General features: G+C 62.1%; 13 protein-coding genes. 7 read left to right on the top strand and 6 right to left on the bottom strand.

Going from position 1 to position 12,219, the window contains the following annotated elements; all coding sequences use genetic code 11:
- Positions 1–20 precede the first annotated feature (20 nt).
- The 3 genes from ACKLNI_RS17020 to ACKLNI_RS17030 all read right to left on the bottom strand — a co-directional run bounded on the left by ACKLNI_RS17020 (position 21) and on the right by ACKLNI_RS17030 (position 2,698).
- Positions 21–185, bottom strand: coding sequence for a hypothetical protein (locus ACKLNI_RS17020; RefSeq protein ID WP_413720285.1), 165 nt, complete (start codon positions 183–185; stop codon positions 21–23).
- A 94-nt stretch (positions 186–279) separates the two neighbouring features.
- A complete protein-coding gene (locus ACKLNI_RS17025) occupies positions 280–1,389 on the bottom strand; it encodes a pyridoxal phosphate-dependent aminotransferase (RefSeq protein ID WP_413720286.1) in 1,110 nt (369 codons plus the stop codon).
- A 142-nt stretch (positions 1,390–1,531) separates the two neighbouring features.
- Complete coding sequence (locus ACKLNI_RS17030; protein ID WP_413720287.1) at positions 1,532–2,698, bottom strand: type III PLP-dependent enzyme; 1,167 nt, start codon at positions 2,696–2,698, stop codon at positions 1,532–1,534.
- A gap of 297 nt (positions 2,699–2,995) precedes the next feature.
- Here ACKLNI_RS17030 and ACKLNI_RS17035 point away from each other — a divergent pair, with 297 nt between their 5' ends.
- From ACKLNI_RS17035 to ACKLNI_RS17055, 5 genes are all read left to right on the top strand, one after another.
- Entirely contained in the window at positions 2,996–3,700 is a 705-nt protein-coding gene (locus ACKLNI_RS17035; protein ID WP_413720288.1) for a VIT1/CCC1 transporter family protein, read from the top strand.
- A 129-nt stretch (positions 3,701–3,829) separates the two neighbouring features.
- Positions 3,830–4,783, top strand: a complete 954-nt coding sequence (locus ACKLNI_RS17040; RefSeq protein ID WP_413720289.1) for an NAD(P)-dependent oxidoreductase — start codon at positions 3,830–3,832, stop codon at positions 4,781–4,783.
- Between the two features lie 9 nt (positions 4,784–4,792).
- A complete protein-coding gene (locus ACKLNI_RS17045) occupies positions 4,793–5,425 on the top strand; it encodes a class I SAM-dependent DNA methyltransferase (protein ID WP_413720290.1) in 633 nt (210 codons plus the stop codon).
- Between the two features lie 6 nt (positions 5,426–5,431).
- Positions 5,432–5,974, top strand: a complete 543-nt coding sequence (locus tag ACKLNI_RS17050; protein ID WP_413720291.1) for a pseudouridine synthase — start codon at positions 5,432–5,434, stop codon at positions 5,972–5,974.
- A 128-nt stretch (positions 5,975–6,102) separates the two neighbouring features.
- Positions 6,103–6,510, top strand: coding sequence for an SET domain-containing protein (locus ACKLNI_RS17055; RefSeq protein WP_413720292.1), 408 nt, complete (start codon positions 6,103–6,105; stop codon positions 6,508–6,510).
- A gap of 110 nt (positions 6,511–6,620) precedes the next feature.
- Here the strand turns inward: ACKLNI_RS17055 and ACKLNI_RS17060 are convergent, their stop codons facing one another.
- From ACKLNI_RS17060 to ACKLNI_RS17070, 3 genes are all read right to left on the bottom strand, one after another.
- On the bottom strand, positions 6,621–8,060 hold the full coding sequence (locus ACKLNI_RS17060) for an NAD(P)(+) transhydrogenase (Re/Si-specific) subunit beta (protein WP_413720293.1): 1,440 nt from the start codon (positions 8,058–8,060) through the stop codon (positions 6,621–6,623).
- 16 nt (positions 8,061–8,076) lie between these two features.
- Positions 8,077–9,648, bottom strand: coding sequence for a Re/Si-specific NAD(P)(+) transhydrogenase subunit alpha (locus ACKLNI_RS17065; protein WP_413720294.1), 1,572 nt, complete (start codon positions 9,646–9,648; stop codon positions 8,077–8,079).
- A gap of 112 nt (positions 9,649–9,760) precedes the next feature.
- Entirely contained in the window at positions 9,761–10,192 is a 432-nt protein-coding gene (locus ACKLNI_RS17070) for a methyltransferase family protein (RefSeq protein ID WP_413720295.1), read from the bottom strand.
- A gap of 48 nt (positions 10,193–10,240) precedes the next feature.
- Here ACKLNI_RS17070 and kynU point away from each other — a divergent pair, with 48 nt between their 5' ends.
- Together kynU and ACKLNI_RS17080 are read left to right on the top strand one after the other, a co-directional pair.
- Positions 10,241–11,434, top strand: a complete 1,194-nt coding sequence (gene kynU, locus ACKLNI_RS17075; RefSeq protein ID WP_413720296.1) for a kynureninase — start codon at positions 10,241–10,243, stop codon at positions 11,432–11,434.
- 162 nt (positions 11,435–11,596) lie between these two features.
- Positions 11,597–12,214, top strand: a complete 618-nt coding sequence (locus tag ACKLNI_RS17080; protein ID WP_413720297.1) for a Hint domain-containing protein — start codon at positions 11,597–11,599, stop codon at positions 12,212–12,214.
- The last annotated feature ends 5 nt before the right edge of the window (positions 12,215–12,219 follow it).

Genomic DNA, 12,219 nt, shown 5'->3' on the forward strand with positions numbered 1-12,219 from the left:
TCGACTGACAGGCTGGATTTCTAACCGTCACCGTCCTTCCGGAAGTCGACGGTTATAAGTCGATCAGCTGTCCATCCGACCAGCCCGGCGATCATCAGCCCCCATAACGCCCATATTGCGAACAAGGCCATGAACGTCAGCACGAACGCCGAAACAAGGAATGCATTTGTGTAATCTTCAACCATAAAGAAACGCTCCGGCAGAAGCCCCTCCCAAAAACTCTAGGGGAAGTTCGGAGTGAATCCAGTCCAAACGGAATAATATTTCGTGAAGAGGCGGTTATTCGCCTCTGGCGTCAGACAAGGCAAGCGGCAACGCGGCTTCGAATTGATCCAGGTCCGCAGTTGTTCCGCAACTGATACGGATGCAGCGATTGCCGGGCTCCGCAAAAGGCATGCGCACGAAGATGTCCCGCTCGACCAATGCCTTTAGTATCGCCTTCGCGAGTTCAGGTCCCCCGCCACAATCGATCGTTACGAAATTCGTAGCAGACGGCAGAGGTTTCAATCCGTTCGTCCGCGCGATTCCCGCGATACGATCCCGTGATCGGGTGACTTCGTTCTTGACCGTATCCAGCCAGGCCCCGTCCGCCAGCGCGGCGAGGGCTGAAGCCTGGCTGACACGCCCCATACCGAAATGGTTCCTGATCTTCTCGAAACTGCGGATAAGCCCGCGCTCGCCAATGGCATAGCCTACACGCATTCCGGCCAAACCATATGCCTTCGAAAAGGTCCGCATCCGGATCACCTGCGGGTTCGAAGTATCGATCCGGGGTATCGCGTCGTCGGGTGCGAACTCGGCATAAGCCTCGTCCAGCACAAGCAAGCAGCCTTCGGGAAGATCCGCGATCATATCATCGATCATGCCGGCGCTGTGCCATGACCCCATGGGATTGTCAGGATTGGCCAGGTAAACCAGTTTCGCACTGGTCTCGGAAACTGCCCTCAGCAACGCTTCGGGATCTTCCCTGTCGTCTCGGTAGGGGACCTTGGTCAGACCCGCACCAAATCCGGCCACATGGAAATTGAACGTCGGATAGGCACCATCCGACGTCACCACATGATCCCCCGGACCGGCGAACAACCGGACGACATACCCCAGAAGGCCGTCGATGCCCTCTCCGACGACGACTTCATCGGGAGCGACCTGATAGCGCTCCGCAAGCGCATGGCGAAGTTCGTGGTTCTCGGGATCGCCATACATCCAAGCCTCGGACGCCGCATCGCGGATCGCCTCGATGACCTTGGGAGAGGGACCGAAAACACTCTCGTTTGCGCCGATCCGGGCCTTGAACCGGTGCCCCCGAGAGCGCTCCAGCGCCTCAGGTCCGACGAATGGGACCGTGGCTGGAAGGCTGGCGGCAAGCGGGGTTTCACGGGGTCTCGACATGGGATTGATCAAGCACTTTCACCGGGACGGGCGCAAGCGCATTTCCTACCCTTGCATCCGGCATCGGGTGGCAAAAACGCCTCTCCCGATACCGGACACACGGTCTCCACACGAGGAGTGGATGTCCTCCGGGGCCGGAGGATCAGATCACCACGACGTCCAGCGGAGGGAACCCGTTGAACCCGACGGAGGAATAGGATGTCGTGTAGGCGCCAGTGTTGCGGATCACGATCTTGTCTCCCGCCTTCAGCGTCAGAGGCAGATTCACGGGACGCTTTTCGTACAGCACGTCAGCACTGTCGCAGGAAGGCCCGGCAAGGATACAGGGGCCCATCGGATCCGCGTCGCGGCGCGTTGCGAACTGGTAACGGATCGCCTCGTCCATCGTCTCGGCCAGGCCAGAGAACTTGCCGATGTCCAGATAGACCCAACGGTGAAGATCGTCCGCGGTCTTGCGGCTGACCAGCAGCACTTCGGCCGCGATGACACCTGCGTTGGCGACCATGCCACGCCCCGGCTCGGCCATGACGTCGACATTCCCGAAACGGGCCCGGACGCGCTCGATCACGCCGCGTGCATAGACCTCGGGCGCTTCGATCTCCTCGCCATAGAAGGCCGGGAACCCGCCGCCAATATTCAGAAGCGTCAACTCGTGCCCTTCGGCCTTCGCAGCCGCCCAAGTCTCGGCGATTTCATCCAGCGTCGAATCCCACATGTCAGCGCGGCGCGTCTGGCTACCCACGTGGAACGAGAAGCCCATCGGCTTCAGCCCCATCAGGACCGCAGTGTCGAGAAGCTCCAGCGCGCCGGCACGATCACAACCAAACTTGCGGCTAAGTGGCCAGTCGGCCTGACTGTTGTTGACCAGCAGCCGGATGTAAACCTGAGCGCCGGGCGCATGGAGCGCGATCTTGGCCAGTTCCTCTTCCGCATCCGCGGCAAAGACCCGCACGCCTGCTTCCCAGGCGAATGCAATGTCCGAAGGGCGCTTCACCGTGTTTCCGAAGCTGATCGTCTCGGGCCGCGCGCCCTGGCTTAGGCAAAGCTCGATCTCGCCGCGCGACGCGGCATCGAAATGGCAGCCCAGCGAGGCAAGACGCTCGATGATCGCGCGCTCCGGGTTCGCTTTCACGGCATAGTGGATATGCGCATCCCCAAGACCGGCCTTCAAAGCGGCGAAGTTCCGCGAAACCTGGTCGAGGTCCAGAACAACCGTCGGGCGGTCGAAGCTGTGACTGTTCGCAAAGGTTTCAGCACGGGACAGGGATTGTTTGGGCTCGAAGCCCAGCGCATGCAGTGTCATGGTCATCTCCAATAGACCCGGCCATATATGGCCGCTCAGTTCCAAGGGAGACGTTACCGTCGCTGCATAAACGCGTGGGACTTGACCCGTGGCCAGAGGCGCGTGCGTTGGCGTCTTGCACGCGCATATGGGGCCAATCCGCGAGTCGCGCAAGTGGGAAAATCACGTGGATTGTCCGGAGCCTCGCAACTGTGTCCGTATTGCTCATCCAAAAGAATCTTCGGCACGAGTTGCAGCCGCCACAAAGACACCGATACGATCGCCATGAGTCAAATAAGGTCAGCGCAACAGAGAGTTCGCCCGATGCCTCAACCTTCTGCCCACCCGGGAGACCCCCACTACCTGACCCGAAGCGGCTGGCTCCGAGCTGCCGTTCTGGGTGCGAATGACGGGATCGTATCGATCTCTTCGCTTGTCGTCGGTGTCGCTGCTGCCGACCCAAGTTCCAGCGCAGTGATGATCGCTGGCGTTGCCGGTCTTGCCGCCGGCGCGATGTCGATGGCCGCCGGAGAATACGTTTCCGTATCCTCGCAATCCGATACCGAACGGGCCGATGTCGCCCGCGAATCCGAAGCATTGCGTGATCTTCCGGACGAGGAACTGGCGGAACTTGCTGCCATCTACCGGGAAAAGGGCCTGTCGGAGGAAACGGCCCTTCGGGTGGCAAAGGAGCTGACGGCAAATGATGCCCTTGGCGCCCATGTTCGTGACGAACTGGGCCTGTCAGAAATCCATGCGGCGAACCCTTTGCAGGCCGCCTTCGCGTCAGGATTAACCTTTAGCGTTGCGGCCGCGGTTCCTCTGGTCGCGGCATATCTCGCCCCCGAAGGCATGATCATCCCCGTTGTCCTCGTTGTGACGGTCATCGCTCTGGCCGCGCTCGGTGCCCTGGGGGCAAAGGCCGGTGCCGCACCCGTTCTTCGCGCCACGGTCCGGGTCGTCACCTGGGGCGTGTTCGCCATGGCAATAACGGCCGGGATAGGAAGGCTCTTCGGTGTAAGTGTTTGATACGGATCGACGGGTCCGGGTAATGCGTCCCATCGCAACTTATGTCCGAAATCAAACTCTTGTTGACGCAAACGGACAATCCGTTCGTCGTGTGATCAGCAATTGTCAGCTCCAAATGGGAGACACTTCATGAAAATCGGCTTCATCGGATTGGGCAACGTCGGCGGAAAACTGGCAGGCTCGATCCTTCGCAACGGCTTCGATCTGACAGTGCGGGATCTGGACCGCAGCGTTGCCGAGCCATTTCTCGCCAAGGGGGCGCATTGGGCTGACAGCCCGGCCCAGATGGCGCGCGACTGCGACCTCGTGATCACCTGCCTGCCCTCGCCCGCAGCCTGCGCAGCAGTCATGGAGGGTGAAGATGGCATCCTTCAGGGCCTCGCCCCCGGCAAGATCTGGGCCGAGATGTCCACCACCGACGCTTCCGAGATGGCCCGCCTTGCCGCCCGTGTCGCAGAAACCGGGGCAGCCGCCATCGAGTGCCCCGTCTCGGGCGGCTGCCATCGTGCTGCGACAGGGAACATCTCGATCTTCGCCGGCTGCGACCGCGAGACCTTCGAGCGGATGCTGCCCGTCCTGACCGTTCTTGGCCGCCGCGTCCTGCACACCGGCCCCATTGGCACGGCCTCGACACTGAAGGTGATGACCAACTATCTCGCCACCGCGAACCTGCTGACCCTCTGCGAGGCGCTCGTCACCATGAAGGCCGCAGGCCTCGACCTCGGCACCACCTACGAGGCGATCAAGATCTCCTCCGGCACAAGTTTCGTCCACGAGACCGAAAGCCAGGTCATCCTCAACGGTTCGCGCACCATCGACTTCACGATGGACCTCGTGCTCAAGGATATCGGTCTCTTCCACAAGATCGCCGAAGATCATGGCGTGCCGCTCGAAATCTCGCCCCTGATGATCGAGATCTTCAAGGACGGCCAGAAGCGCTATGGCGCCCGCGCCCAGTCCGACGACATCATCCGGCGGCTGGAAGAGGCGACTGGGCTCGACATCACCGCTCCCGGATTTCCCGCCGAGATGATCGACGACGAACCCGAGGAAAGGGGTTACGAGGTCGTCCCGCCGCGCTAAGGTAGGGATATGCCGGACGATCCCGATCTCGAAAGCGCCTATGCGCTGGAAACGGCCGAAGACAATCTTCGGCTCTACCGGACGTGGGCCCGAACCTATGACACCGATTTCGTCGAAGCGACCACCTATCGCTTCCCCGAGATTGTCGTGCGCACCTATCTGGAATCCGGCGGCGGAGAACCCTGTCTCGACGTCGGCTGCGGCACCGGAGCGCTGGCCGAACACTTTCCGGACGGCACGGTTCTCGACGGGCTGGACCTTTCGCCCGAGATGCTGGACGTCGCGCGCGGCAAGGGCCGCTACCGAACCCTGATCGAGGCCAACCTGAAAGAGCCTCTCGCCATTCCCAACGCCAGCTACGCAGGCCTCGTCAGTTCAGGCACCTTCACCCATGGCCATGTCGGTGCCGAGGCTGTGCTGGAACTGGTGCGCATCCTCGCGCCCGGGGCGCGGGCCGTCATCACCGTGCGCCCGCAGGTCTGGATGGCGATGGGGTTCGAGCCGTGTTTCGAGGCCCTCGCCAGCGACGGTCTGGTGACGCCGCCCCACCTGGCCGAGGAGTTGGTCTATGCCGATCCCGAGCGGGCTCCCGAGGGTCATGGCCAGGACACCGGCTATATCGTCACTTTTCGACGCCTCTGAACCGCCATGCCCCGCGTCATCCTGTTCAACAAGCCCATGGGTGTGCTGACCCAATTCACCGACACTAAGAACCCAACACCCCGCCCCACACTCTCGGGTTTCGGCCTGCCGCCTGGTGTCTATGCCGCCGGCCGTCTCGACCGCGACAGTGAGGGGTTGCTGGTTCTGACCGATGACGGCAGGCTTCAGGCCCGGATCGCCTCGCCCAAGGCGCGGACCGAGAAAACCTATCTCGTGCAGGTCGAGGGCGACCCGTCGGAGGACGATCTGGAGCCGCTCCGAAAGGGCCTGGTGCTCAAGGACGGAAAGACGCGCCCGGCGAAGGTCCGGCGCATCGATACCCCAGGCATCTGGGACCGCGACCCGCCGGTCAGGGTTCGCAAAACGATCCCCGACCGCTGGCTGGAAATCACGATCACCGAAGGCCGGAACCGGCAGGTGCGCCGCATGACGGCGGCGATCGGGTTTCCCACGCTGCGCCTGATCCGCTGGCGCGTCGGCGACTGGACGCTCGACGGTCTCGCTCCCGGAGATTGGCGCGAAGTCTGACCGTTAAAGACCTATTGTAAATCTCTGGCAATCGCACAATCTGATCAACGCGCGCGCCGCCACGCGTCATGTCAGAATTGATTCTCAACCTCCCGGCAGGCGGCCCGGCCCTCAGAAGGATCAGGCGCATGATGATAGTGCGCTGCTACCTCGCCCCGTCTTCCATCGAAGGACTGGGCGTCTTTTGTCATGACGATATCAAGAAGGGTCAGAACGTCTGGATCAGCGACCCGATCCTGGACCACCGCATCCCCGTTTCGAAGCTAGCGGAAGTCCCGCCGCACGTGGCCGAATTCCTCGACCGCTACAGCTACCCCGATTGGGGTAATCCGGGATACCTTGTACTCGAATCCGACGAAGGCCGCTTCATGAACCATGCGGACGAGCCCAATCTCGACTTCTCGGACGGCGTGCAAGGCCTCGCCGTCGTCGACATCCCTGCCGGGACGGAACTCACCTGCCACTACGCGACCTTCACCGAGGGTGCGATCGTGATGCAGCCGCCACGGCACCGGGTTTCTGCTGTGGCACTCTAAGGCGCAACTCCCGCGTTCATCCTTTCGGGAACACTCCCGCCAACGGCACGAAAGAAGGGGCCGTGGCGTCAGCCACGGCCCTCTCGCGACGCCGAAGGCGGCGCAAAATCCTATTCGACCTTGGGCAGGAGGCTATCCACCGAAGCCTTGGCATCGCCATAGAACATCCGCGTATTCTCCTTGTAGAAGAGCGGGTTCTCGATACCGGAATAGCCCGTGCCCTGTCCGCGTTTCGAGACGAACACCTGCTTGGCTTTCCAGACTTCCAGAACCGGCATGCCGGCAATCGGAGAATTCGGATCGTCCTGCGCGGCCGGGTTCACGATGTCGTTCGAACCGATGACGATCACCACGTCGGTCGAGGGGAAGTCCTCGTTGATCTCGTCCATTTCCAGCACGATGTCGTAAGGAACCTTCGCCTCGGCCAGAAGCACGTTCATGTGCCCTGGCAGACGGCCCGCAACCGGGTGGATCGCGAAACGCACCTCCTTGCCGGCCGCGCGCAGCTTGCGCGTCAGTTCGGCCACGGCCTGCTGCGCCTGCGCCACCGCCATGCCATAGCCCGGCACGATAATCACGCTGTCGGCGTCGTTCAGCGCCGCCGCCACGCCATCCGCATCAATCGCCACCTGTTCGCCCTCGACCGCCGCCTGCGCGCCCTGCGGGCCGCCAAAGCCGCCCAGGATCACGCTGACGAAGGACCGGTTCATGGCCTTGCACATGATATAGGACAGGATCGCACCGGACGAGCCGACCAGCGCACCGACAACGATCAGAAGGTCGTTGCCCAGAGAGAAGCCGATCGCCGCCGCGGCCCAGCCGGAATAGCTGTTCAGCATCGACACCACCACGGGCATGTCCGCGCCGCCGATCCCCATGATCAGGTGATAGCCGATGAACAGCGCCGCCAGCGTCATCAGGAACAGCGGGATGAAGCCGCCGGTATTGAAGTACCAGATCAGGCAGAAAACCGAGATCGCCGCCGCACTGGCATTCAGAAGATGTCCGCCGGGCAGTTTCTCGGCAGCGCTGGTCACGCGGCCCGACAGCTTGCCATAGGCGATGACCGAGCCTGTGAAGGTCACGGCGCCGATAAAGACACCTAGGAACAGCTCGACAGCCAGGATGTTCAGCTCGACCGTCGTCTTCTTGGCGATCAGTTGACCGAAAGTGCCCAGTTCCTTGACGTCACCGCCGCTGGCCAGCACACCCGCCACGTTGCCGATCTCGAAATGGGCGTTGAAGCCCACGAAGACCGCGGCCAGACCGACCAGAGAGTGCATTGCAGCCACTAGCTCCGGCATCTGCGTCATCTGCACGCGCTGCGCGAGGATCACGCCGATCACCGCTCCGCCTGCGATCAGGATGATGGACAAAAGCCAGAGGCCAGCGCCCGGTCCGATCAGAGTGGCCAGCACGGCCAGCGCCATGCCCACGATGCCATACCAGATCGCCCGCTTTGCGCTTTCCTGGTTCTTCAGACCACCCAGCGCGAGGATGAAGAGAACCGCCGCGACCACATAGGCCGCTGTCGTGAATCCGAAATCCATGTCTCCGCCCCTCGCCTTAAGACTTCTGGAACATGGCGAGCATGCGACGCGTCACCATGAAGCCACCGAAGATGTTGATGCCGGCCATGAAGACCGAAAGCGCGGCCAGCAGGATAACCAGGAACGATCCCGATCCGATCTGCATCAGCGCACCGACAATGATGATCGACGAGATCGCGTTCGTGACCGCCATCAACGGGGTGTGCAACGAGTGCGCCACGCCCCAGATCACCTGGAAGCCCACGAAAACCGCCAGCACGAAGACGATGAAATGCTGCATGAAGCTCGCCGGAGCCCAAAGCCCCACAAGCAGCATCAAAGCGCCGCCTATGCCCAGAAGCGCGAACTGGTTCCGCGTCTCCTTCTTGAACGCCGCAATTTCCGCAGCCTTCTTTTCCTCGACCGTGAGTTCTTTCGGCTTCTCCTTCTTCGGAGCGGCCGCGATGGCCTGCACCTTCGGCGGCGGGGGCGGCCACGTGATCTCGCCCGCATGGGTCACCGTCGCGCCGCGGATCACGTCGTCTTCCATGTTGTGAACGACCTGCCCGTCCTTGCCGGGGGTCAGATCGCTCATCATGTGACGCACGTTGGTCGAGTAGAGCAGCGAAGACTGCGTGGCCATGCGGGACGGGAAATCGGTGTAACCGACGATGGTAACCCCATTATCCGTCACGATTTTTTCGTCCTTGACGGTCATCTCACAGTTGCCGCCCCGCTCGGCCGCCAGATCGACGATCACACTGCCCGGCTTCATCATCTCGACCATGTCCTTGGTCCAGAGAACCGGCGCGTCCCGGTTCGGGATCAGGGCCGTGGTGATGACGATGTCGATATCCGGCGCAAGTTCGCGGAACTTCTTGAGCTGTGCCTCGCGGAACTCGGGGCTCGATGGCGCGGCGTAGCCACCTGTCGCGGCACCATCCTGCGTCTGCTCGTCAAAATCGAGGTACACGAATTCGGCGCCCATCGATTCGATCTGCTCGGCCACTTCGGGGCGCACGTCAAAGGCGTAGGTGATCGCGCCAAGCGATGTGGCCGTACCGATGGCGGCAAGGCCGGCAACGCCGGCGCCGACGATCAGGACCTTCGCCGGGGGCACTTTGCCCGCCGCGGTAACCTGCCCCGTGAAGAAACGGCCAAAGTTGTTTCCCGCTTCGATAACAGCACGATATCCGGCGATGTTCGCCATGGACGACAGCGCGTCCATCTTCTGGGCCCGGCTGATCCGGGGGACCATGTCCATCGCGATGACGTTGGCCTTCTGAGCCTTGGCGGCCTCCAGAAGCTTCTCGTTCGCGGCCGGGTAAAAGAAGGAGATCAGCGTCTGGCCTTCGGACAGCTTCTTCGTCTCCGAATCCGAAGGCGGACGCACCTTGGCGACAACATCGGCTTCCTTCCAAAGCGCCGCAGCCGTGACCACCTTGACACCGGCAGCCTCGTAGGCCGCGTCGCCGAACCCGGCCAGGAGGCCGGCACCTTTCTCGATCAGGCACTCGTAGCCCAACTTCTGCAGGTCCTTGGCGCTCTGCGGCGTCATCGCAACGCGCGCTTCGCCGGCGGCGGTCTCTTTAGGCGCACCGATCTTCATTGGCTGTCCCCCGTCACTTTCGTTTTGCCCGAACATGGGTCGAAATCCCGCGCTGTCTAGCGGTCGGATGAATCTTTCACAAGCGGATCAAACAGCGCATCATCATTCTGCGCTAGATCCAACGGCGCGTTTCGGACCGGTATTCCTCGAATTTCGGGCCGAACGTCTCCGCAAGTCGCGCTTCTTCGCCCCGAATGAAACGCGATTCCAGCAACCACCCCAAAGCCGGAACCAGCACCAGACCCGGCACGCTGCCCCAAATCAGTGAGACCCCGAGCAGAATCAGAAGATCCGCGAGATAGATCGGGTTCCGGCTGTATTTGAAAATTCCTCCGGTGATCAACGCCGAGGGCGCCTCGCGCGGAATGATCGTGGTTCGGGCCCGCAGGAATTCGCGGATTGCCCCGAGGACAAGAGCTCCCGCGACGCCCAGGCAGACAACCCCGGACCAGAAGCTGCCCATCCACGCCTCGGGCCAACGCCAGGACCAGGCGACCGCCAAAGCCGCAAGCAACCACGCAGGAGGTATATCGATCCACTTCATGCCGCGAACCCTAGCCTCGGTTTGGTCCCTCGGCTATGGCTTTCGACCATGACTGATTTCGATGCCACCCGCCGCCTCTTCGACCTGCCAGACGGCGTTGTCTACCTCGACGGCAACTCTCTTGGACCGATGCCGAAGTCCGTTCCCGAGCGCGTGAACAGTGTGATCCGCGACGAATGGGCCGAAATGCTGATTACCGGATGGAACCGCGCCGGCTGGATGGAGATGCCGCGCCGTGTTGGTGACCGTGTCGGACAATTGATCGGCGCCGCGCCGGGAACGGTCGTCATGGGTGACACCCTCTCCATCAAGGTCTACCAGGCTTTGGCCGCGGCGCTGCAGATGCGCCCGGATCGTCGTGTGATCCTTTCCGATACGGGGAACTTTCCCTCAGACCTCTACATGGCACAGGGTCTCGTCCGAACGCTCGGTGGCAACCACGAACTTCGTGTCGTGCCCCCGGAAGACGTCGAAGCGGCCATGGACGACGACCTCGCCGTCCTGATGCTGACCGAGGTCGACTACAGAACCGGGCGGCGACATGACATGCCCGCCCTGACGGCAAGAGCCCATGAACTTGGCGCGCTGTTCATCTGGGATCTCGCCCATTCGGCAGGTGCCCTGCCAGTCGATGTCACGACCGGCCATGCCGATTTCGCCGTCGGCTGCACCTACAAGTATCTCAACTCCGGACCCGGCGGCCCGGCCTTCATCTATGTCGCTCCCGAACACGCAGACGTGGCACCGGCCCCTCTTTCCGGCTGGCTGGGACACGAAGCGCCCTTCGCCTTCGATCTCGATTATCGCCCCGGAGCCGGCATCGACCGAATGCGCGTCGGGACGCCACCGATACTCCAGCTTGCGGCACTGCATGCTGCACTCGATGTCTGGACCGGCGTCAACATGGCGGACGTCCGGGCGCGCTCGATCGAGTTGTCAGAACTCTTCATCGCTGGCGTCGAAGCCTCCTGCCCCCAACTCGAACTGGCGTCGCCCCGCAATCCCTCACGCCGCGGCAGCCAGGTCTCCTTCCGGTTCGAGCATGGCTATGAGCTCATGCAGGCTCTTATCGCAGAGGGCATCATCGGTGATTTCCGCGCCCCTGACATCATGCGCTTCGGATTCACTCCTCTCTATCTCTCGACCGACGATATTCACCGCGCCATCGCGGTCCTCTCCCGTATCCTGGAGGCCGGAACCTGGGACCAACCTCGGTTCCGCACCCGTCAGGCGGTCACCTGACCACTTCGACTCAACCCCAGATATCGTAGGTCGGGCCAATTTCGGACATAAGTGTTGCGGGACGCGCTGGAAGACTGCAAAATCAACTGAGCGTGCTCATTAAGACTCGCCAAGAAAAAACAGATCGGGGCACCCATCGAGACGGTGTCAAGGAACAGGCTGATGGTCACAGGCAACTCCGCGCATTCAGGCAGCGGCGCATCCAACGGCGATGCGCTGATCTGCTTTGCACGGGGCACCATGATTAGCACGCCGAACGGAGAGCGCCGGGTCGAGCACCTCGTCGAAGGCGACATGGTTCTGACCCTCGACAACGGCGTGCAACCGATCAGGTGGACCGGAAGCAGAACCGTCCGCGCAAGTGGCGCTCTCGCCCCTGTCCGTTTTCTGCGGGGTACGATCGGAAACGACCGGGACCTGTTGGTGTCGCCGCAACACAGGATGCTTCTGTCCAGCCAGTTCGCACCGGGCCGTTTCGACCGCGAACAAGTGCTGGCTCCGGCCAGAGCCCTCGTCGATGATTTCCGCGTTTCCGTGATCTATGGCGGTATGGTGAGCTATCATCACATCATGTTCGACCGGCACCAGGTTGTCATCGCCAATGGCGCGCCGAGCGAAAGCTTCCATCCAGGAGGATTCGGTCTGGATACCCTGGAAGCGCATGCCCTCGAGAGCCTGTTCAAAGTCTTCCCCGACTTGCGAGCAGATACGGGCGCATACGGTCCGGTCAGCCGTCCATGCCTCAACGAGAACGAAACCCGCCGCCTCGCGACCGGCTAGCCCCC

The sequence above is a fragment of the Silicimonas lutimaris genome, from assembly GCF_047314965.1.
In the GTDB taxonomy this organism is placed as follows: Bacteria; Pseudomonadota; Alphaproteobacteria; order Rhodobacterales; family Rhodobacteraceae; genus JAVJUV01.

Bases quoted from the DNA above. Each gene is read 5' to 3' on its own strand.
- ACKLNI_RS17030 (WP_413720287.1), bottom strand. From the start codon at position 2,698: ATGACCATGACACTGCATGCGCTGGGCTTCGAGCCCAAACAATCCCTG.
- ACKLNI_RS17060 (WP_413720293.1), bottom strand. From the start codon at position 8,060: ATGGATTTCGGATTCACGACAGCGGCCTATGTGGTCGCGGCGGTTCTC.
- ACKLNI_RS17040 (WP_413720289.1), top strand. From the start codon at position 3,830: ATGAAAATCGGCTTCATCGGATTGGGCAACGTCGGCGGAAAACTGGCA.
- ACKLNI_RS17070 (WP_413720295.1), bottom strand. From the start codon at position 10,192: ATGAAGTGGATCGATATACCTCCTGCGTGGTTGCTTGCGGCTTTGGCG.
- ACKLNI_RS17020 (WP_413720285.1), bottom strand. From the start codon at position 185: ATGGTTGAAGATTACACAAATGCATTCCTTGTTTCGGCGTTCGTGCTG.
- ACKLNI_RS17035 (WP_413720288.1), top strand. From the start codon at position 2,996: ATGCCTCAACCTTCTGCCCACCCGGGAGACCCCCACTACCTGACCCGA.
- ACKLNI_RS17045 (WP_413720290.1), top strand. From the start codon at position 4,793: ATGCCGGACGATCCCGATCTCGAAAGCGCCTATGCGCTGGAAACGGCC.
- ACKLNI_RS17055 (WP_413720292.1), top strand. From the start codon at position 6,103: ATGATGATAGTGCGCTGCTACCTCGCCCCGTCTTCCATCGAAGGACTG.
- ACKLNI_RS17080 (WP_413720297.1), top strand. From the start codon at position 11,597: ATGGTCACAGGCAACTCCGCGCATTCAGGCAGCGGCGCATCCAACGGC.
- ACKLNI_RS17025 (WP_413720286.1), bottom strand. From the start codon at position 1,389: ATGTCGAGACCCCGTGAAACCCCGCTTGCCGCCAGCCTTCCAGCCACG.
- ACKLNI_RS17050 (WP_413720291.1), top strand. From the start codon at position 5,432: ATGCCCCGCGTCATCCTGTTCAACAAGCCCATGGGTGTGCTGACCCAA.
- kynU (WP_413720296.1), top strand. From the start codon at position 10,241: ATGACTGATTTCGATGCCACCCGCCGCCTCTTCGACCTGCCAGACGGC.
- ACKLNI_RS17065 (WP_413720294.1), bottom strand. From the start codon at position 9,648: ATGAAGATCGGTGCGCCTAAAGAGACCGCCGCCGGCGAAGCGCGCGTT.